Source organism: Corynebacterium intestinale, assembly GCF_023574125.1.
GTDB lineage: Bacteria > Actinomycetota > Actinomycetes > Mycobacteriales > Mycobacteriaceae > Corynebacterium > Corynebacterium hesseae.
In genome coordinates, this window is record NZ_JAMKFF010000005.1 from 109,634 (window position 1) to 130,026 (window position 20,393).

At 61.9% G+C, this 20,393-nt stretch carries 20 protein-coding genes and 1 pseudogene; 7 read left to right on the forward strand and 14 right to left on the reverse strand.

All coding sequences use genetic code 11. The features are described from left to right. Positions 1–23: 23 nt before the first annotated feature. The 4 genes from M5J06_RS07325 to M5J06_RS07340 all read right to left on the reverse strand — a co-directional run bounded on the left by M5J06_RS07325 (position 24) and on the right by M5J06_RS07340 (position 5,766). Complete coding sequence (locus M5J06_RS07325; RefSeq protein ID WP_101736112.1) at positions 24–1,247, reverse strand: pyridoxal phosphate-dependent aminotransferase; 1,224 nt, start codon at positions 1,245–1,247, stop codon at positions 24–26. A gap of 10 nt (positions 1,248–1,257) precedes the next feature. After that, positions 1,258–1,878 (reverse strand): DUF1707 SHOCT-like domain-containing protein, encoded by a 621-nt coding sequence (locus tag M5J06_RS07330; protein ID WP_425458770.1) that lies wholly within the window; start codon positions 1,876–1,878, stop codon positions 1,258–1,260. Positions 1,879–1,887: 9 nt separating this feature from the next. Next, positions 1,888–3,108, reverse strand: coding sequence for a cation:proton antiporter (locus M5J06_RS07335; RefSeq protein WP_070523707.1), 1,221 nt, complete (start codon positions 3,106–3,108; stop codon positions 1,888–1,890). 69 nt (positions 3,109–3,177) lie between these two features. Further along, complete coding sequence (locus tag M5J06_RS07340; RefSeq protein ID WP_250224328.1) at positions 3,178–5,766, reverse strand: (Fe-S)-binding protein; 2,589 nt, start codon at positions 5,764–5,766, stop codon at positions 3,178–3,180. Between the two features lie 114 nt (positions 5,767–5,880). On the opposite strand from M5J06_RS07340, the gene M5J06_RS07345 reads away from it, so the two are divergent. From M5J06_RS07345 to M5J06_RS07355, 3 genes are read left to right on the forward strand one after another with little or no spacing between them, the layout of a single operon-like run. Next, positions 5,881–6,453, forward strand: a complete 573-nt coding sequence (locus M5J06_RS07345; protein ID WP_154736608.1) for a DUF6230 family protein — start codon at positions 5,881–5,883, stop codon at positions 6,451–6,453. After that, positions 6,443–6,802 carry a DUF6114 domain-containing protein gene (locus M5J06_RS07350; protein ID WP_070596987.1) on the forward strand — a complete coding sequence of 120 codons (360 nt, stop codon included), beginning with the start codon at positions 6,443–6,445 and terminating at the stop codon, positions 6,800–6,802. Before M5J06_RS07345 ends, M5J06_RS07350 begins: the two co-directional genes overlap by 11 nt. Further along, positions 6,795–7,361 (forward strand): hypothetical protein, encoded by a 567-nt coding sequence (locus M5J06_RS07355; RefSeq protein ID WP_250224329.1) that lies wholly within the window; start codon positions 6,795–6,797, stop codon positions 7,359–7,361. The genes M5J06_RS07350 and M5J06_RS07355 overlap by 8 nt, the downstream gene beginning before the upstream one ends. On the opposite strand, the gene M5J06_RS07360 is transcribed toward M5J06_RS07355, so the two are convergent. From M5J06_RS07360 to M5J06_RS07370, 3 genes are all read right to left on the reverse strand, one after another. Next, positions 7,358–9,283, reverse strand: coding sequence for an ABC transporter ATP-binding protein (locus M5J06_RS07360; protein ID WP_250224330.1), 1,926 nt, complete (start codon positions 9,281–9,283; stop codon positions 7,358–7,360). The two genes, M5J06_RS07355 and M5J06_RS07360, sit on opposite strands and share 4 nt — an antisense overlap. Further along, positions 9,284–10,993: an ABC transporter ATP-binding protein gene (locus tag M5J06_RS07365; RefSeq protein WP_250224331.1), complete on the reverse strand. Its 1,710-nt coding sequence runs from the start codon at positions 10,991–10,993 to the stop codon at positions 9,284–9,286. It lies immediately after the preceding gene. A gap of 89 nt (positions 10,994–11,082) precedes the next feature. Beyond that, a complete protein-coding gene (locus tag M5J06_RS07370; RefSeq protein ID WP_250224332.1) occupies positions 11,083–11,487 on the reverse strand; it encodes a methylenetetrahydrofolate--tRNA-(uracil-5-)-methyltransferase in 405 nt (134 codons plus the stop codon). A 162-nt stretch (positions 11,488–11,649) separates the two neighbouring features. On the opposite strand from M5J06_RS07370, the gene M5J06_RS07375 reads away from it, so the two are divergent. The 3 genes and pseudogenes from M5J06_RS07375 to M5J06_RS07385 all read left to right on the forward strand — a co-directional run bounded on the left by M5J06_RS07375 (position 11,650) and on the right by M5J06_RS07385 (position 14,618). Continuing rightward, on the forward strand, positions 11,650–12,432 hold the full coding sequence (locus M5J06_RS07375; protein ID WP_250224333.1) for a phosphoadenylyl-sulfate reductase: 783 nt from the start codon (positions 11,650–11,652) through the stop codon (positions 12,430–12,432). Continuing rightward, positions 12,432–13,328, forward strand: coding sequence for a sulfate adenylyltransferase subunit CysD (cysD, locus tag M5J06_RS07380; protein WP_250224334.1), 897 nt, complete (start codon positions 12,432–12,434; stop codon positions 13,326–13,328). Before M5J06_RS07375 ends, cysD begins: the two co-directional genes overlap by 1 nt. Further along, a pseudogene (locus tag M5J06_RS07385) lies at positions 13,328–14,618 on the forward strand (sulfate adenylyltransferase subunit 1). The gene cysD and the pseudogene M5J06_RS07385 overlap by 1 nt, the downstream one beginning before the upstream one ends. Before the next feature lie 42 nt (positions 14,619–14,660). On the opposite strand, the gene M5J06_RS07390 reads toward M5J06_RS07385, so the two are convergent. The 7 genes from M5J06_RS07390 to M5J06_RS07420 all read right to left on the reverse strand — a co-directional run bounded on the left by M5J06_RS07390 (position 14,661) and on the right by M5J06_RS07420 (position 19,595). Then, on the reverse strand, positions 14,661–15,293 hold the full coding sequence (locus M5J06_RS07390) for a hypothetical protein (RefSeq protein WP_250224335.1): 633 nt from the start codon (positions 15,291–15,293) through the stop codon (positions 14,661–14,663). Positions 15,294–15,317: 24 nt separating this feature from the next. Continuing rightward, complete coding sequence (locus M5J06_RS07395) at positions 15,318–16,196, reverse strand: flagellar basal body-associated FliL family protein (RefSeq protein WP_250224336.1); 879 nt, start codon at positions 16,194–16,196, stop codon at positions 15,318–15,320. Positions 16,197–16,288: 92 nt separating this feature from the next. Next, on the reverse strand, positions 16,289–16,777 hold the full coding sequence (locus M5J06_RS07400; protein WP_227485907.1) for a hypothetical protein: 489 nt from the start codon (positions 16,775–16,777) through the stop codon (positions 16,289–16,291). 75 nt (positions 16,778–16,852) lie between these two features. Then, positions 16,853–17,179 (reverse strand): hypothetical protein, encoded by a 327-nt coding sequence (locus M5J06_RS07405; RefSeq protein WP_193634721.1) that lies wholly within the window; start codon positions 17,177–17,179, stop codon positions 16,853–16,855. Beyond that, entirely contained in the window at positions 17,170–18,324 is a 1,155-nt protein-coding gene (locus M5J06_RS07410; protein ID WP_250224337.1) for a TRAFAC clade GTPase domain-containing protein, read from the reverse strand. The genes M5J06_RS07405 and M5J06_RS07410 overlap by 10 nt, the downstream gene beginning before the upstream one ends. 97 nt (positions 18,325–18,421) lie before the next feature. After that, a complete protein-coding gene (locus M5J06_RS07415; RefSeq protein ID WP_070532057.1) occupies positions 18,422–19,045 on the reverse strand; it encodes an LppP/LprE family lipoprotein in 624 nt (207 codons plus the stop codon). A 55-nt stretch (positions 19,046–19,100) separates the two neighbouring features. Then, positions 19,101–19,595 (reverse strand): LppP/LprE family lipoprotein, encoded by a 495-nt coding sequence (locus M5J06_RS07420; protein WP_070523669.1) that lies wholly within the window; start codon positions 19,593–19,595, stop codon positions 19,101–19,103. A gap of 111 nt (positions 19,596–19,706) precedes the next feature. On the opposite strand from M5J06_RS07420, the gene M5J06_RS07425 reads away from it, so the two are divergent. After that, complete coding sequence (locus tag M5J06_RS07425; protein WP_070523666.1) at positions 19,707–20,285, forward strand: nucleosidase; 579 nt, start codon at positions 19,707–19,709, stop codon at positions 20,283–20,285. Positions 20,286–20,393: the final 108 nt, after the last annotated feature.

Below are 20,393 nucleotides of genomic sequence, written 5' to 3' on the forward strand. Positions count from 1 at the left end.
CCGCCCGATCGCGGAAAGCAGGGCTATTGGCGGTAGCTCACCAGGAAGTTGCCGAGCCGCTCAATCGCGTTCTCCAGCTGCGAAGCCCACGGCAGCGTGACCACGCGGAAGTGATCCGGCGTGGGCCAGTTAAAGCCGGTGCCCTGCACCATGAGGATTTTCTCGGCGCGCAGGATGTCGAGCATGAGCTTCGCGTCATCGTGGATCTCGTAGACCTCTGGATCCAAGCGCGGGAAGCAATACAACGCGCCCATCGGCTTCGTCACGGATACGCCTGGAATCTCGTTGAGCTTCTCGTATGCGACATTGCGCTGCTTGAGCAAGCGACCACCCTCACCGGTGAGCTCATAAATCGACTGCCGCCCACCAAGTGCGACCTGAATCGCGTGCTGCGCCGGTACATTCGGGCACAGGCGCGTGCCCGCCAGCAAATCCAGACCCTCAATGAAACCGCGGGCATGGGACTTCGGGCCCGTCAGCACCATCCAGCCGGCGCGGTAGCCGGCCACGCGGTAGGCCTTCGACAGGCCATTAAACGTGATCGTCAGCAAGTCCGGCGCCAGGGAGGCAATCGAAATGTGCTTCGCGCCGTCATAAAGAATGCGGTCATAAATCTCATCCGCCAGAATCAGCAGATTGTATTCGCGTGCTACCTCAACGATTTTCTGCAGCGTTTCACGCGAGTACACAGCACCCGTCGGGTTATTCGGATTAATGACCACAATTGCCTTGGTCTTCTCCGTTACTTTTGCGCGAATATCCTCAATGGACGGATTCCAATCATCCTCCTCATCGCACAAATAGTGTACGGGCGTGCCACCCGCCAGCGACGTCGCCGCCGTCCACAGGGGGTAGTCAGGGGCGGGGATGAGAACCTCATCGCCGTCGTCAAGCAGCGCCTGCGTGACCATCGAAATCAGTTCGGAGACGCCGTTTCCCAGGTACACGTCATTGACGTCGAAGCTGGGGAAATCCTCCAGTTCATAGCGCGTCACAATCGCGCGACGCGCCGGGATAATGCCCTTTGACGTGGAGTAGCCCTGGGAGGTCGGCAGCGCCGCAATCATGTCGCGCATGATGACGTCCGGCGCATCGAAACCAAACACTGCCGGGTTGCCGGTGTTGAGCTTCAAAATGCTGTGCCCGTCGAGCTCCATGCGCTCGGCCTCCGTGGAAACCTCGCCGCGAATATCGTAGGCAACGCCTTGTAGTTTGGTGGATTGATCAAAAATCCGGTTGTGTGTCATGCCGGATATGTTACTTCTGGTTCCACTGCTCCAGCTTGCGTTTGGCCAGATTCATCGCATCGCCGGTGATTTCGCTTGCTTGACGACGCCTCTCCGCCCACTGCGCCTGCTCCAACGCCCGCATCTGCGCGCGTTCCTCCGCGCCCGCGGCCTTGAGCTCGCGCATGCGCTGGCGCTCGATCTGGCGCGGCGACGGGCGGTGCCAGGATTCCGGGCCCACCTTGGCCACGTACAGCATGATCCACAGCGCGGGGATGAGGAAGAGCAATCCCGTTCCGGTCAGCGCGGCGGTGACGCCGGACATGGCACCGAAAGATGCAATCGAGCCGAACAACAACCCCAGCGTGCCCACCATGGCCGTGGCCAGTCGAGGCTTCTTCGTAGCCTGGTAGGCGCGCTCCATTTCACCTTGGGAGTAAATCTTGAGCTCCGTGCTGGCCTTGGTGGGGATATCCATGAAGACGGCCGCCAGCTCGCGGCGGGTCGTCGCCTCCATTATCGCGTCGGTGCGCTCCTCAAACTCGTCCATCGATAGACGGCCTTCACCCAAGGCTTGGGCGAGGTCGTTGACGGCGTTGGTCCGTTCGGCGTCGGAAAGCCGCATGCTGAAAGGATTAGTCACAATAGCCATCCTAACAGCCTATTTAGCTTGCTCCTTTTCGCGCACGAGGCCGGATAGGAACGGGAAGATAGCCACGGTGAGCGCGCCACCGGCGATGAAGATGGAGGCCATTTCTGTATCGACGATGCCCGAACCCACCGCAAGCGTCATCACCGCCACGATGATGGGCAGGCCGGTTGCCGCGTAGAGAGCCACTTGGAGGCGCTCGCGGGTGGTTTCGACGTCGGAGCCCGTGTGGTGGATATTTTCGCGCAGGAACACTGGCAGGCCGCGGGTCACCAGGATAAGAAGCGGGATGCCGAGGACCTTGAGGGGCTCGTCCACGATGACCTTCCAGTCAATCGCCATGCCGGAGACCACGAAGAAGACCGGGATGAGCATGGAATAAAACACCACGTCGAGGCGGTTCTCCAAGCCCTTATGGAACTCATCGGGCACGATGCGGTTCAGGATGATGCCCGCTGCGAAGGCGCCCAGCACGATATCGAGCTCAAAGACCGCCGTGACCGCCATGAGAATCGCCAGAATCAAAATGATGAGGCGCATGATGGTTTGGTTAGTGGAGCCCGCCCCGGAGATGAATGCGTCCTTGAACCACGGCATGAGCGTCGTAATGGCAAAGGGCATGATGGCCACGGCGACCGCGATTGCGATGAAGGCCAGAAGAATCAACATTGTGGTCCACGTGGAGCGCGTTCCCAAAAGGAGCGCCATCGCGGTAATCGGCGCAACCTCACCGATGGCGCCGTGGATGACCACGGAATCGCCCACCCGCGTGCCAAGCAGCTTGTCCTGCTTGAGCATCGGCGTGATGGTGCCCAGTGCCGTCGACGTCAAAGCAATTGCCATGACGATGGCACCCGGGATGTCATCCATGAGGAAGTACGCGCCGACGCCACACACCACCATGCAGATGAGCCACGTGGACAGCCCCGTCGCGGCTTCCTTCGACTTCAGGCTGGCGAGGTCAATTTCAAAACCCGCAAGCAGGAACAGCGCGCCAACGCCAAGCTCCTTGAGCATTCCGATGCCGGGGTCTTCATGGGCCAGGCCCAACATCGATGGGCCGATGAGCATGCCGAAGAAAATGAGCAGCGCCACGGCCGGCATCTTCTTGCCTAGGGCATGGGATACCAACGGTGCCAACAGCGCCACCGCCATAATCCATGCGAAGGACACCAGCGAGTTGGTGTAGTTGGTCTCGCCCGAGGCGAGGACGTAGGTTACGTCAGTTTGCATGGGGTAGAGCGTACCTGTGGGGTATCAGGCACGCCTACCCCGTGCGTTGGTGGTGTGGCCGACGTCGCACTAGTCGCCCTTGCTTGCCGACGCCCCCGGAGCCTTCGGCACCCCTGGCGCGTCTGGCACAGATGGTGCTTTCGGTGCGGCTGGTGCGCTTGGCGCTGCTGGAGCAGCCGGCGCACTGGGCGCAGACGGCGCTGCGGGTGCCTGAGGTGCGCTGGGCGCGGCTGGAGCCTTTGGTGCCGCGGGTGCGCTGGGGGCCGCCGGTGGTGTCGGAGCGGACGGCGCCGCAGGAGTGCTGGGCGCGGTTGGCGGCTTCAGTGCCGAAGGAGCAGCCGGGGCACTAGGCGCTGCGGGTGCTTGCGGGGCGCTTGGTGCGGACGGCGCAGCGGGAGCGCTGGGGGCAGCCGGAGCCGCCGGTGCAATCGGAGCTCCAGGGGAGGAAGGAACCGCTGGAGCAGTAGGCACGGTTGGCACGGACGGAGCTTGGGGCGCAGAGGGAGCGCTTGGTGCGGACGGCGCAGCGGTGGGGGCCTGCGGGGAGCTTGTCGGGGCAGATTGCGCAGCGGGTCCTTCCGGGGAAGGCGCGTCGGAATCTTCCACGGGCAGGCGGCGAGGCGTATCGAGGAAGGCCTTCTCACGCGGAGCAGGAAGGTCGCCGGAGGGGGCGATGGCGCTGCGCAGCATGAGCGCCACATCGCTGACCTGAGTTTCCGGCGCGATGGACTTCACGCCGCCCGTGAGCATGACGTTGCAGAACGGGCAGCCCGTCGCGATCTGTTCCGCGCCCGTTGCCACGGCCTGCTCCGAGCGGAACTCGTTGATGCGCTTGCCCAGCTTTTCCTCCATGAACATGCGCGCGCCACCGGCGCCGCAGCAGAAGGCCTCGTCGCGGTTGTGGTCCATCTCCGCCAGCGACGCACCGGTCGCCTCCACGAGCTCACGCGGCGGGTCGAAGACCTTGTTGTGGCGGCCCAGGAAGCACGGGTCGTGGTAGGTCACCGGCTTGCGGTTCTCCGGGGAGCGCGGCACCGGCACGAGCAGCTTCTCCCGCACCAAACGGTTGAGCAGCTGCGTGTGGTGCAGTACGTCGAAGTGGCCGTCGAAGTCGGGGTACTCGTTGCGAATCGTATTGAAGCAGTGCGGGCACGTCGTGATGATTTTGCGCTGGCCTTTGGGGACGCCACGGAAGGCGTCGTTAAGCGTGGCGACGTTCTGCTCCGCCATCACCTGGAACAGGAACTCATTTCCGGCACGGCGCGCCGGGTCACCGGTGCAGGTCTCGCCCGTAGCCAACACACCGAACTTCACGCCGGCGGTGTGCAGCATGTCCACCACCGCGCGCGTCGTGGCGCGGCCCTTGTCGTCATACGTACCCGCGCAACCGACCCAGAACAGGTACTCCAGGTCCGAAAAATCTTCCGCGTCCTCACCGATAATCGGCACCTCAATGCCATCGGCACGCGCCTCGTCGATCCACGCGCGGCGCTCCGAAGCGTTGCGCCCCCACGGGTTGCCCTTCGTCTCCATGTTCTTGAACAGCCCGGTCAGCTCCGACGGGAAGTCGGACTCCGCCAGTACCTTAAACCGGCGCAGGTCCGCCACGTGGTCGATGTGCTCGATGTCTACCGGGCACTGGTCCACGCACGCACCGCAGTTGGTGCAGGCCCACAGGACGTCATCATCAATCGTGCCCGCCATCGCCAGCACGTTGAGCCCCTCGTGCGGGTTGTAGTTATCCAGCGCGCCCTGGCGCAGGTCCATCATGAGCTTCTTCGGGCTCAGCGGCTTCTCGGTGTTCCATGCGGGGCAGAGGTCCTGGCAGCGGCCGCATTCGGTGCAGGAGGAGGCGTCGAGAAGCATCTTCCAGCTCCCCGGCTCAAGGTCCTCCAGGTCGGGTGTGGGCACTGAGCCCAGCGCCTTTTCACCCGTGGCGTTGCGCTGGAAGAAGATGTTGAAGAAGGCCATGAAACGGTGCCACATCACGCCCCACTGGAAATAGCGCGCGATGCAGGCGATGAACACCAGGCCCGTCAGCAGCTTCACTAGGGCAAAGAACTGCACCATGCTTGGCGACGCCTGCATAGTCCCCGCCACACGCATGGTCAAGAAATCAGCCCACGGGGAGCCTCCGCCATAGGTGGCGATGGCGGAGGCCTTGACGGCGAGCATGCCTAGGCCCTCGAGGAGAACGATGGCCTCCACCAGGCGTGCGGGGAAGACCTGCGAATTGTAGAAGCGGCTGCCGCGCTCGGTGTGGCCGAGTTTCAGGCGCACGCCAATGAGGAAGCAGATGCCCAGCACGGTGCCGATCGCGAGGACCTCTTCGATGAAGTGGTACACGGGCCACGTACCGAGCCACGGCCAGCCTTTATCGGGTGCGAAGGTTTGGATATAGGCCTCGAACCAGACGATGGCGCCGAAGAGGAAGCCCACCATGACGAGCCAGTGCGCGGCGTTGACCAGCGGCCGGCCTTTGAAGTGGGTATGGCCGAAGACTTCGGTGAGGACGCGGCCGAGGCGCGCCACGGGGCGGTCGGTACGGTTCAGCTGCGTGGGGCCGCCGGAGCGGATGAACCGAAACAGCGCCGTGAGGCGGTAGAAAAAGTACAGCCACACCGGGACCGATGCGGCGATGGCAACCCAGCCGAACATGCGCGCTCCTTTAATTGCTGCTGTGTGTGCCTCTTACCTTAAATCCTCGGCCCCTAAATCAGTGAGTCAGCATTCAGCTAGTGTTTTCGGAGGCAGAGAAATAAGCTGACGTGTATGGGAAGAATCAGTGCGCCGAAGGCGGCGGTGGGGCTCATCGCAGGTTTTGCGGCTTTCGGGGTAACGGGGTTTGCGGTGGCGCAGGGCGGTCTGACAGCGAACCTTGCGCTATCGGGAACGTTCTTCAACGTCAACATGCGGCACTTGGAGGGCGAGGCTTTCTCGCTATTCGTGGATAGTGACAAGAAGGGCGAGGAGGACGTGCCGACGGCCCGGTTGAAGCTGGAGCACGCGGTGGCCTCGGACTTATGCCTCTACGTCACGACGGACCTGCCCGCGGTGGGGGAGGCCACGCTGGCCCTGAAGGCGAAAGGCGATAACAGCGTGGAGGCCACCGACTTGCTGGTCGGCGCGTCAGACATCGAGGGCTCGTTGGTCATGGAGGACGCGAACGTGGGCATCGATGCGCGCCAGCTGTCCACCACCGCGGATCCCGGAACGTGGGGCCTGTATGCAAAGAAGGTTTCGCTGACTGCCGACGACGTCCGCGCCACCTCCATCGGCGCCAAGACGCTGTCAGCACAAAACGTGGGCGTATCCGTGGAACGGGGCCGCGGAAATGGCTGCTGATCGGTTTAAGGCGTGGCGCGGTGGGCGGCCGTTCATCCCGGGTTTGCTGCTCATACTTTCGGGAATCGTCATCGCCACGCCTGCGTATTTCACCGTGCATATCTCGGACCTGCTGGTCATGATTTCCACGGTGTCGGGCGTGTCCACGCTGCTCATCGGGGCGCTGTTGGTCATGTTCGGCTTAGGAGCGTGGTTTCGCCCGGCCACCTCGACGTATCTGGGAGTGCTCGGCATCATCGTGGCCGTGATTGCGCTGCCTACCTCTAACTTGGGAGGCTTCCTCATCGGTTCACTGCTCGGCATCATTGGCGGCGCGCTCACCCTGGCGTGGGAGCCCACCGATGTTTAAGCACCGTCCTTCGCGCTCACGGAGCGTGTTGTTCGTGGCCGCCATGGTCGCTGCGGCGAGCGCGACGGGCGTGAGCGCGCAGGTCGCCCCGGCGCAGCCCTACTTTTCCACCGTGAAGGCGGACGAGGTCACGCTAACGGGAAACGTGAAAGCCACGCTGGGCACGATGCCCACCCGCGACGGGGAGGTGCGCGTTATCGAGCTCACCGGCGATCGCCTTGCCGTGCGCAACCTGGCCATCACCTTGCCCGGAAATGCCGGCGATGGCCTGCTCACCACCGGTGGTTCGATAACCACCGTGGAGCCCGCGCGCATCGTGGCGACCTCGCTGACCGCCACGCCTACCGTCGAGGGTGCGCGCACCGTGCCCGTCACGGCGGATCTCACCAGCGGCGATATCAATGCCGTCCTCGATCAGCTCGGAATTCCCCCTGCTCCGGACGCCGAGCTTCCCGACGCCTTCATGGAGCACCTTTCCTTAAGCGACGTCACCCTTGAGCTGGCGAACCTCACGGGTGACACGTTCTCGGCCCCGAGGATGTCCGTGACCGTCGACTAGTCCTCGTGGAACTGGGACTGGTGGAGGCGCCAGTAGGCGCCGTGGGCGTCGAGAAGCTCGGCGTGGGTGCCCTGCTCCACGATGCGACCTTCCTCCATGACGATGATGATGTCGGCGTCACGAATCGTGGACAGGCGGTGCGCGATGATGAAGGAGGTGCGGTCAGCGCGCAGCGCGTTCATGGCGTCCTGAACAAGCACCTCGGTGCGGGTATCCACGGAGGAGGTCGCTTCGTCGAGGATGAGGAGCGCCGGCTGCGCCAGGAAGGCGCGCGCGATGGTGATGAGCTGGCGCTCGCCGGAGGAAATCGCGCCATTGTCCTGATCGATGACTGTGTCATAGCCTTCAGGCAGCGCGTGGACGAAGCGGTCCACGTAGGTGGCCTTGGCGGCGGCGATGACTTCCTCGTCGGTGGCGTCGAGGCGGCCGTAGCGGATGTTGTCCATGATGGTGCCTTCGAAGACGACGGCGTCCTGCAGCACCATGCCCACCTGCGAGCGCAGCTCGTGGCGCGACATCTGCGCGGTGTCGACGCCATCGAGGCGGATGGTGCCGGAATCGATGTCGTAGAAGCGCATGATGAGGTTGACCAGCGTGGTCTTGCCGGCGCCCGTGGGGCCCACGATGGCCGCGGTCTGGCCGGGCTCCACACGGAGGGAAAGGTCCTGGATGAGCGGGGCATCGTAGCCGAAGTCCACGTCATCGAACTCGACGAGGCCCTTCGCGCGGCCGCCCAGGCGGGAGGTGGTCTCCTCGGCGGGTTCTTCCTCCGCGTCGAGGAACTCGAAGACGCGCTCGGCCGAGGCTACGCCCGACTGCACCTGCTGCATCATGCCGCCGAGCTGGCCCAGCGGCTGGTTGAACTCGCGGGAGTACTGGATGAAGGCCTGGGCGCCACCCAGCGTGAGGTTGCCGGAGGCCACCTTCAACGCGCCGAGCACCGCGATGACCACGTAGGACAGGTAGGAGATGAACTGCATGATCGGCATCATCATGCCCGCCAGGAACTGCGCCAGCGAGGCGGAGCGGAAGAGCTCCTCGTTGCGCTTATCAAAGTCCTCCGTCATGGAATCGATGCGTCCGAAGACGGTCGCCAGGTCGTGGCCGGAGAAGGCTTCCTCGACCTGCCCGTTGAGGTCACCGGTGGCTTTCCACTGCGCCTTGAACTGCTTTTGCGCGCGCGAGCCGACGACCCCGATGACCACACCGGTCAGCGGCAGCGCCAGCAGCGCCACGAGGGCCAGCTGCCAGGACACGGTGAACATCATGACCGTGATGCCGATGACCATGAGCAGGTTATAAAACAGCTGCGAAATGGCCTGCTGCAGGGCCGTTTGGACGTTGTCGGCATCGTTGGTGGTGCGCGACAGAAGGTCGCCGCGCGACTGCGTATCGAAGTAGTTCAGCGGCAGCCGGTTGATCTTCGCCTCGATGCGCTCGCGCAGATCGAAGACAACCTTCATCACCAGCGAGTTCAGAAGGTAGCCCTGCCACCACTGGAAGAGCGAGGACACCACGTACATCGCAATCACGATGCCGATAATCGTGCCCAGCTTGGAAAAATCAATGCCGAAGCCGGGGTTCAAGTCCATGGCGGAGGCCATGTCCGCGAACTTATCCTGCCCGCCCGCGCGCAGAGCGGCGATGGCCTGCTCCTTGGTCATACCGGCGGGCAGGTGGCGGGAAATGACGCCGGAGAAGATGACGTCGGTGGCCTTGCCCATAACCTTGGGCGCGGCCACGGCGAGGAACACGCACACGAGGTTCATCGCGGCAATCGCGACAAGCTGCGCCTTGAACGGCGCGAGCAGGCCAAAAAGACGCTTGGCGGAGGGCCAGAAGTTCTTGGCCTTGCGCGGCGCGTTCTCGCCGGTCTTCTCCTCGATCTCGGCTTCTAACGTCGCGTTATCTTGCTCAGTCATTTATGCCACCTCCTGGGATTCCACAATTTCGCGGTACGTCGTCGAGCTTTCCAACAGCTCCTCGTGCGTGCCGCGGGCCACAACGCGCCCGGCGTCCATGACCAGAATCTGATCCGCGTCCATGATCGAGCTCACGCGCTGCGCCACGATGATGGTCGTCGCCTCCGCGGTGTATTCCCGCATGGCGTCGCGTACCGCGGCATCCGTGAGGACATCGAGCGCGGAGAAGGAATCATCAAACAGGTACACCAGCGGCCGCGCCACCAGCATGCGCGCGATGGACAGGCGCTGGCGCTGGCCACCGGAAACGTTGGTGCCGCCCTGGGAGATGTGCATGTCGAGGTCCTCGACAAAGTTTGCCTGGGCCACGCGCAGCGCTTCCCACAGCTCCTCGTCGGTGGCGTCCGGGGCGCCGAGGCGCAGGTTGGAGGCCACGGAACCGCTAAACAGGTACGGCTTCTGAGGAACGAGGCCCACACGCTTGACGACGTCCCCTCGTGCCATATCGGCGATATCGGTGCCGTCGAGAAGTACGCGCCCCTTCGTCGGGAGGTAGAGGCGCGGGATCAGGGAGAGTGCGGTGGTTTTGCCGGAACCGGTCGCGCCGATGAGCGCGGTGGTGGTGCCGGGGGTGGCGGTGAAGGAGACGTCGTGAAGCACGGGCGCTTCCGCGCCGGCGTACTGGAAGGTGACGTTGTCGAACTCGACCACACCCTCGGAGCGCTCCGGGGTGAGCGGGTTAGCGGGCTCGACGATGGAGGGCTCGCGCTCGAGGACGTCGGTGATGCGGCGCGCGCAAATGACGGCGCGGGGCAGCATCATGGCCATGAAGGTGCCCATCATGACCGCCGCGAGGATCTGCAGCAGGTACTGCAAAAAGGCGGTCAGTGAGCCGATTTCCACGAGGCCATCGTCGACGCGGTGGCCGCCGAACCACAGGACCGCGCCCGTGGCTACGTTCAGGATGACGGTGATGATGGGGAACATGAGGATGAACAGCTGGCCGACCTTCAGGGAGAGGTTGGTGATGTCACGGTTGGCGGTACGGAAACGCTCGGCCTCGTGCTCCTCGCGGGTAAAGGCGCGGACGACGCGGATGCCGGCGATTTGCTCGCGCAGCGTGCCGTTCATGACGTCGAGCTTTTCCTGCCAGGAGCGGAAGAGCGGCATGAGGCGGACGATGATGAGGGATATGGCGGCCAGCAGCACGATGACGGAAACTGCGACGAGCCAGGACATTCCGGCGTCTTCGCGGATGGCCATGATGATGCCGCCGATGGACATGATCGGTGCGGCAACCATGAAGTTGAGCATCATCATGTAGACCATCTGGACCTGCTGGACATCGTTGGTGCCGCGGGTAATGAGGGTGGCGGTGCCGAAGTTGCTCATGTCTTCGGCGGAGTAGCGGGTGACGCGGCGGAAGACTTCGGAGCGCAGGTCGCGGCCGAGGCCCATGGCGGTGCGGGAGCCGAACCAGATAGCGGCGATGGCGGCGCTGACCTGGATGAAGGCCACGATGAGCATGATGCCGCCGGTGTGCCAGATGTAGTCGATGTCTACTTGGGCAACGCCCTTGTCGATGATCTTCGCGTTGAGCGAAGGGAGGTAAAGCGTTGCTGCGGTGGACAGTGCTTGGAGAAGCAGCACCGCGATGACGTAGCCGGTATACGGCTTCGAGCGGGATATGAGGATACGTAGGAGTTCCATAGACCAACGTTTCGTGTGAGCGGCCTGGAAAGGCCAAAGGTCAATGACCGCGCAAGTCTATCCCGCTAGACGCGAGCGCGTCTAGCGCGCTAGAAGCAGACCGGCGCGCGCTGGGCCCGCGCCGTGACGGCGGCCCAGTCCTCGACGTCGTCGGTGGGCTGGCACAGGCCCTCCCACGTGGTGATGGCCACGCCGCGGGCCATGAGCTCCAACAGAACAAGGTGGCGGTCCCCGGAGGCGGAGAGCTGGTTGAGGTCCGCGTGGGAAATATCGGCTCCGACGCGGACGTTGCCGATGAGCCGCAGCCGCGGCGTTGTCCCCTTCGGGCACGGCTCAGCAACGGATTCCGCGCCGGAGAGCCCGGCGAAGCGGCGCAGCAAACCGAAGGGTGCGGGGCGCTCGCAGTAGAGGTCTACACACAGCCCGGCCCTGATGAGCCGTTCGGCGGTGGAGAGCGCGGCGGGGCTGTCCCCGACAATTGCGACACGCTGCATGAGAACCCCTTCAGTTCGGAAGAAATAGACTGTCTAGTCTGTAAATCTAGTCCGCTCGGTTCATTCTGGCTAATTTTTATTCTCCCTAGTACCCAAGCTCACAGCCCCCGCGCCCCACTGTGGGGCTGCGCACACGCCCGCCTCCCTTTAATGTGAGGTGTCATGACCGAACCGATAAACCTGCTGGACCGCGGCGATTACCGCGATCCCAGCATTAGCCCCGAAGGCACCCGCGACACCGCGCCGCTCGAGCCTGCCGTGGCCCAGCGCAACCAGGAACTCGTCGAGGAGTGGGCCGACAAGCTTTATGACGCCTCTGCCGAGACCATCACCGAATGGGCCGCCGAGCACGCGCCGGGCCGGCTTGCCGTCACGATGTCCATGGAAAACACGGTGCTCGCCGAGCTCGCGCACCAAGCGCACCTCGACGCTGACCTCCTCTTCATCGACACCGGCTGGCACTTTAAGGAGACGTTGGAGGTAGCGGGGGACGTCGCCAAGCGCTATGCGGACCTGACGCTCGTGCGCGTCCTGCCTATCCTGAGCCCCGAGGAGCAGGACAAGATTTATGGCCCGCGCCTGTACGCGCGCGATGTCGCGGCCTATAACCGCATGCGCAAGGTGGAGCCGCTCAACATGGCCATGGACCCCTACGTCGGATGGGTAACCGGCCTGCGCCGCGCCGATTCCGAGCACCGCGCCACCGCCCCGGCGCTGAGCCTGGACCGCACGGGCCGGCTGAAGATTTCCCCGATTGTTACCTGGGACCTCGATGACACCGACGCTTATATCAAGGAACACGACCTCATCATCCACCCCCTCACCCTCCAGGGCTACCGCTCCATCGGCTGCGCGCCGTTGACCTTCCCTGTAGGCGAGGGCGAGGATGCGCGCTCCGGGCGCGTTTTCGCTGACGGCAAGACAGAATGCGGGTTGCACGAATAATGACTCTTTCACCACACCTTAGAGACTTAGAGAACGAATCCCTCCACATCCTGCGCGAAGTCGCCGGGCAATTCGACAAGGTAGGCCTGCTCTTTTCCGGCGGCAAGGACTCCGTCGTGGTCTTCGAGCTCGCCCGCCGCGCCTTTGCGCCGGCCACCGTGCCTTTCGAGCTCATCCACGTCGATACCGGCCACAACTTCCCGGAGGTCATCGACTTCCGCGATCAGCTCGTCGCGGAGACCGGCGCGCGCCTGCACGTCGCCCACGTCCAGGACTGGATCGATCGCGGTGACCTCCAGGAGCGCCCCGATGGCACCCGTAACCCGCTGCAGTCCGTGCCGCTGGTGGAGACAATCGCCGAGCGCGGCTACGACGCCGTCCTGGGTGGTGCCCGCCGCGACGAGGAACGCGCCCGTGCCAAGGAGCGCATCTTCTCCATCCGCGATTCCTTCGGCGGCTGGGACCCGCGCCGCCAGCGCCCGGAGCTGTGGGACCTCTACAACGGCGGCAAGATGGCCGGCGAAAACGTCCGCGTCTTCCCCATCTCTAACTGGGCCGAGTCCGATATTTGGGAGTACATCGGCGCGCGCAACCTGCAGCTTCCCTCCATTTACTACTCTCACCAGCGCGAGGTATTTAACCGCAACGGCATGTGGCTGACCCCGGGCGAGTGGGGCGGCCCGCGCGAGGGTGAGCCGCTGGAGACCCGCACCGTGCGCTACCGCACCGTGGGCGATATGTCCTGCACCGGTGCCGTGGAATCCACCGCCGCCTCGCCCGATGAGGTGCTCGCGGAAATCTCCATTTCCACCCTGTCCGAGCGCGGCGCCACCCGCGCCGATGACAAACTGTCCGAGTCCGCCATGGAGGACCGCAAGAAGGAAGGCTACTTCTGATGACGACTACCCTCGCACCGAATGTCGGCGCGCTCAAACAGCGCGATACCCTGCGCCTGTGCACCGCCGGTTCCGTCGATGACGGCAAGTCCACCTTCGTGGGCCGCCTGCTCTATGACACCAAGTCCGTGCTGGCGGACCAGGTGGAGTCCATGGAGCGTTCCTCTGCCGACCGCGGCTTCGACGGCATGGACCTCTCGCTGCTTGTCGACGGCCTCCGCGCCGAACGCGAGCAAGGCATCACCATCGACGTGGCCTACCGCTACTTCGCCACCGATAAGCACCCTCATCCTGGCCGATACGCCCGGTCATGTGCAGTACACGCGCAACACGGTGACCGGCATGTCCACCTCCCAGGTGGTGGTGCTGCTTGTCGACGCCCGCAATGGCGTCGTCGAGCAAACCCGCCGCCACCTCAACGTCGCCGCGCTGCTGGGCGTGCGCCACGTGATTCTGGGCGTGAACAAGATCGACCTGGTGGACTACGACGAGGCCACCTTCCGTGCGATTGAGACTGAGTTCAACGAGGTCGCCGCGCGTTTGGGTATCACCGATTCGGTGGCCATCCCGATCTCCGCGTTGAAGGGCGATAACGTGGTGGAACGCTCCACGAACATGCCGTGGTACGAGGGCCCGACGGTCCTCGAAACGCTCGAGACCGTCCCAGTGGCCACCGGCCGCGCCGATGATCTGGACCTGCGTTTCCCGATCCAATACGTCATCCGCGAGCACGCCTCCGATTACCGCGGCTATGCCGGGCGTGTGAAGGCCGGGCACGTGGCGGTGGGGGATGAGGTGACGCTGCCGGGCGGGCGGACCTCGACGGTCACCGCGATTGATACCACCGACGGCCCGCTTGGCTCCGATGAGGCGGCGCGCGCCGGGGATTCCGTGGTACTTAGGCTGGCCGATGACATCGACTTGGCCCGCGGCGACCTCATCGCCGGTTCGCAGCGCCCGGAGGAGGTGCGCGAATTCGCCGCCACCGCGGTGGTCCTCACAGACAAGGAGCTGCGCGCGGGACAGATGGTGAAGCTGCGCTATGGCACAGCATTGGTCAAGGCGCGCGTGGCATCGGTGGACCGCATCCTCGACCTGGATGGCGTGGCCGATGTTGAGGCCCCGGAGTCCGCAGCACTCAATGACATCGCCTACATCACCGTCCAAACGCAGGCGGAGCTTCCCGTCGAGGACTATGCCGCCCGCGGCGCGGTGGGCAATTTCCTGCTCATCGATCAGTCCAGCGGCAATACGTTGGCAGCAGGATTTGTGGGCCAGCGTCTGCGCTAATACCCCCTGACCCGCGGCTTTATGGCCGCGGGTTTCGGCGTTTTAAACGTTCTTCTCGGCCTGCTTGCGGCCCAGGGTCTTGCGCAGGGACCAGATGAACTCCGCAATCATCAGGTAGACGGGGGTGCCGCCGGCGACCATGAAGAAGAAGGCACCGGCGGAGCTGGCCTCGTCGACGTAGTCATCGGCGCCGTAGAGGAGCTCGACGCTGCTGGCGTTGCCGACCTCCGCGAGGGCGCCGAGGCCGCGAATAGTGGAGATGATCCACATGAAGGCCAGCAGGCCCCACACGATGCACCACTGAATCGACTGGGCGCGCTGGCGGGAGGGCTCCACGGCGAAGGAGAAGTTGCTCAGATCAACGTTGAAGTTGGAGGAACCGGAAGCCTGGGCGGTCGACGGCTGGGGCATGAGCTGCACGCCCGAGCCAGACGTGGCGATCTCACGGATGCGGGCGACGTCCACCTCGGGGCCGAAGGGATCCGCGAGTGCTCGGTCATACTGCTCGCGGCGGTCCTGGCGGGAGAAGATGCTGTGGGCGGTGGAGAGTTCGTCGTAAAGCGCGGCGTTGGACGGGTCAGTCGCGGAGAGGCGGCGCTCGATATCCGAGGTCAGGGTCGCGGAATCAGCGGAAGGGTCAAGGTTGAGGGAGTTATAGAGGTTGTAGTGTGCCACGAGGCGAAAAGTCCTTTCGAGGGGTTAGCAGGGATCGCTGAAATCTGCATTGTTATTGAGCGAACGGGCGTTGCCACCGTATCGCGCCTTGAGCTTACAGACCTCATCCACGCTGTGGCCGGCGTCGTAGTAGGCCGCATAGACCTGCTTGCCTTCGTGTTCCGAACGCAGCGAGCTGCATGCTGTTCCCGGCATGATCTTGACTCCGGCGTAGTGGGCCTCCACGCGGTCGATTTCGGATTGCGGGGACTCGCCATAAGGGACGAGGAGGGAATCCACGATGAGAATGTAGCGGCCATCGCAGGTCTCTTGCGCTTGTGTGCTCTCAGCGCTGTCCTCGGTGCTCTGTTCGCAGAGAGGGATGCCATCCGTGATTTGCTTCGGGACATTGTCGGCGCTGAGGCGGTTGGAATCCCAGCACTTGATCGACGAGGTGTCATCGACATCGTCGTTCTTATAAGGAACCCATTCTCCGCCGCCCCAGGAATAGAGATAAAAAGAGGAGCTGTTTTCTGTGGCGAGGTAGAGCCAGTCGTCATTGCAAAACAGCGTCATCGGGCGGGGAATATCATTCCTGGTCTTTTCAGCTGCTGTACCGCACCTATCCTGAGGTGTGACTTTAGACGTCACGGGTTTTGCATTGCTCGTCTTAACGCTGGTAGTGCGGGTTTCACTGCTTGTTGTGGTGGCCTCAGCATTTGTTGTGCTGGTGCTCGGGGCCACCTGCGTAAAGAGGGCCTCCTGCTCTGTGGTTTCAGAAGAGGAGCGCGACATTAACAGCCACGTGACACCAGCAATGATCGCAAGGAGTACGACGACAGCGATGATCACGATGCTTCCCGAGCGTGCAGGACGTTCCGGGCCCTCGTTGCTTGGCGGGGCCCAGGGGTTGCTATTAGTCACGCAGAAAACTCCTTAAAACGGGGGCGGCAGACAGCAGCTTTCACAGGAAGCCGTGTCACACTATAGCCGTATTTACCCTCACAATAAGGGGTTTAATTCGGTGGGACATCACCGCTCATGATTGTTTTCTGCTGGTCTTCGTCCCAACGGAATCCGGCATGCGTTTCTCCGGTGCGCCCGGCGGTGGGGAAGAACACTTCTCCCACAGCGGGTCCTAGCTCTGAGAAAAACTCTGGAGTGTTGTCGGCGGCCTTTCCTTTCCATTGGATTTTGTCATCTTCGTTGTAATCCAATGTGCTGGCCAGGGTATCCCCGGCTAATCGGTCTAACCAGCCTTCTATAGCGGTTTCTTCTTCCGACATGGCAGACCCAGGTCCCGGAAGAACTGTCATTTCCAGTCCCACATACGCAATCCCTTTCGGATTCGAGACCGTGAAAATTGCGTAGGCGAGTCCCGCTGTTCTCCACACCACCCGAAGTTCTACTGCAGCCGGAGAAAGCCCGTTGTCTCCTGCGTAGTATCGCTTAAGCAGGTAGTTCATCTTCTCCGCGAATTCTGCTGAATTCCAGCCATCAGTCATCTTCATCATTTTTCTGGGGATAAGGTCTTGATATTCACGGCGGCTATTAACTGTTTAACGAGCCCAGATTCTTTTCTAGTTTTCTGCATCCCAGAGCTTGTTATATTCGTCTGCAATCAAAGGCCACATAAAAGAGCATGCTTCGTCGTAAGAGTGGGCATCGGTAATGGCATGGCCGCTGATAACTAGGTCGTGGTAAATCAAGCGGCCTGACTCATCGTGGCGCTCCTCTGGATCTGGAAACCTTAAAGCCAAGTGCCCATTGCAGCGTTCAAACACGCGGCGGGAGTTTTCAAAGCCCGAAAATGCCTCAAGATATGGCGGCAATGGGTCCTTATAGCCGCCATCGAGTAAGAACTTATGGCCCCAATGTTTGCCTCGCGTAGCCCAGATTATTTCCATCGCGGTGACCTTTCGAGAATGTTGTTGTCAATGCTCTCGCGCAATTTCATGACGAAATCTGTAAGTAGCAATTCCCTAAATTCATGCTTTTCCACCGCATCCTTTCGAGCTTTAGCAATCTCCGGAATGGCCGCAGACATGAGGGGATCAACCAGACCAGCGATACCTTGAGCCTTCGCTAGAAAACTGAATGGCTTCTTGTTTACTTTGTCAAGCATCGCAAGAGCCGTTTGGGCTATGCCAAGCCCCCTCTTTACGATCTTTTCGTCTGCTAGGCCAGCCGGGAGAAGGCGCAATACATTCCACCGCTGGTAGCGTTGGATAGGCAAAATCGTAGATAGCGGAAGCAAAGCATCGACGCCTTTGTGCTTTTCTAAATCAATAGTGCCGTTGTTGAACTCAGCTGAAGAAATGACGATGTAGTCTTCTCCGACGGATAGAGCCTCGTCGCCGTTGACGAAATCTGCCAGAACTCTTCGCAGCGCGTTCAGTTCATCTGCGGCATGAAGAACGACGAGTTCATGGAGCCTGTGCGCATCCAACTCCGGCATGAGGTCGGCTTTAGAAAGCGCGATAACCCAGATGCGGGGAAACTGCTCCAGCCGTTCATTGTCAGCAATGATGTCGGATTTAATGCCCAGCAATGTGTTCCGGAAGGTGCCGAATAGTGATTTGAGGTAGCGCTCTTCCTCGTCTTGGTGGTCGAGCAGCTTTTGTGCGTCAACCAAAACCAGAGCGACATCTGATTGGATCAGTTGGCGGAAAGTATGCGCCCGATCATTTCTTTCGCTTTCAGAGTTGACTTCGGACTCAAACCATTCGCCTGGATAGTCATGCCAAGTAATGCCAATGTGCGAAGTCTTCTTTTTCGCGTCCAAAGGTTGGGACTCGGGGACGAATCTAAAGCTGAATGGAGAGGAAACAAACTTATCCTGCATCGGAGCTTGGGCTTGCTCTTTCATTCCCAAGTATTTTTGGAGCAATTTGTTTCCGCGCGCGGAGTCTTCCGCTAGGAATCTGTACCCGTTCTTACGGATTGCTGATGGCTCGTGGAGGCGGCCAAAGAGTGAGGAAAGAAGGACTGTCTTTCCGCTTCCAGCCTGACCAAAAACTGCGATGTGCTGGTGAATTTGTTGTTTGCTCATAGTGCGAAAATACATCAGCGGAAAAAATCGCGCCTAATGCGTGCGAGAACTTCTTAGAAGGACAAGGGGGAGCAAAAGCGGCGGATTGATTACGTCTTTAACTGCCCAAAGACGTTGGCGGAACGTCGCCTCTCATGACTGTTTTCTGCTGGTCTTCGTCCCAGCGGAATCCGGCATGCGTTTCGCCGGTGCGCCCGGCGGTGGTTTCGCCCTCGCGGGCCCAGTGGTAGGTCACGGCGATCTCAGCGTCACTCACTCGCTCGACGGTGGGGAAGAAACCATAAGGCTCGAAGGTGGCGGTGCCAAGGTATTCGCCTTTGTGGAAGAGCATGATGTGGTGCGGTGAGGAGGCCGTGGCACCCTCGATGGTGATAATTTGCCAGCTCAAAGCCGCGCAAGGGTCGAAACCGGCGGAAGAGGAAAGCTGCCAGCCGTAGTCATTCCACGGCGCGATGCTGCCAATGCCTGATTGATAGGCCTCGTCGGCGTCAATATCCTCGCAGGACTCCGACTTGTCCGCGCTCTGGGTAGGGGAAGGTGCCTCGTTGCTCGTCGGCTCAGGGCTTATCTCCTCTTCCGTGGTGCTTTCGGCGGCAACGCTCGCCGAGCTGTTGTGGACCGCACTGAACATAGGGGTCTCTGCCTCGTCCTGATGGCTTTGCGCACAAGCAGCGAGTGGGAGGCAGATGAGGATAGCGCCCACAAAGGCAGGCCTGAGCATTATTTTTCCTTCCATAAAAAGTGCGCCTCGTGTGAGGCGCACGATTAGTTTTATTTTAGCGAGGAGGAACGTCACCGCTCATGACGACTTTGTTCTGGGCGGCGTCCCAGCGGAAGTTTGCTTCCGTGGTGCCCGTCGGAGCGGCATTGGCGTCGCCTTCTTGCGGCCAGTGGTAGGTCACGGAAATCTCACTGCCATTGACTTGCTCGACGCTGGGGAAGAAGGCGTAGGGCTCGGCGGTGGCGGTGCCGATGTACTCGCCGTAGTGGAAGAGCATGATGTGGTGCGGTGAGGAGGCAGTTGCGCCTTCGACGGAAATGGTCTGCCAACTCAGCTCCGCGCACGGATCGAAGTGGGCGGAATCAACCAGTGCCCATTCATGTCCATTCCACTGGGGAACCTGGGCGATGTTGTCGGCGAATGCGGCGTGGGCATTGCCAGCCTCGCAGACTTCGGCGACGGGGCTAGCCTGAACCTCTTCTGGGCTGCTGCATGCAATGAGGGGGAAGCAAAGTAGTGCGGCTCCGGCGAAAACTCGTGGTGTGAACATTGTGTTCTCCTTTCTGAGGTCTCGGTGTGGTTCCAGACCCTACAAAGGCCGCAGAGACCCCGGCCAGAGTTACGGAGAGCATTCCTCGGGTCAGCGGGTAGTCTCTCAGGCATGGAGAATCTGTCTGGTCGTACACTGTTCGTCGCCGCCGTGGATGCCGAAGCCACGCATGTTCCTGAGGGAGCGCCGCTGCTCATCACGGGTATTGGTACGGTTCCCGCCGCCATCGAGCTGACAACGGTGCTGGCGTCGGCAGAGGTGTTGCCGGAGCGTGTCATCAACATCGGTACTGCGGGCGCGCTTCGCGACGATCTCTCAGGCGTCTTCGAGATCTCCCACGTACGCAAGCACGACTTTCACCTGGAGGTGCTCAGCGATGTCTCCCGCTATCTGCTCCCGGAGGTCATCGAGCTAGAGACCTCCGGTAAGCTGCCGACCGCCACGCTTGCCACGGGTGACGCCTTTATTTCGGATACCCCGACCCGCACGCGCCTTGCCCAGGATTCTGCGCTGTGCGATATGGAGGGCTACGCCATCGCTGCGGTGTGCCGAAAGTTTGGTGTGCCGTGCACGCTTCTCAAGCAGGTTTCGGACACCGCTAACGAAGAATCCTATGGCTCGTGGGCCTCGGTGCTCGACCGCGCGGCGGAGGAGTTGGCCGCCGCCTTCGGCACGGTGTCCGCGGATTAGACCCCACATACGGAAAGTGCCCTAGTTGCCAAAACCATCGCTCCCGCCGCGGGTGGTGGGGGAGAAGTTTGGCAACTAGGGCAGTTGCACGGCCAGGGCTAGAGCCAT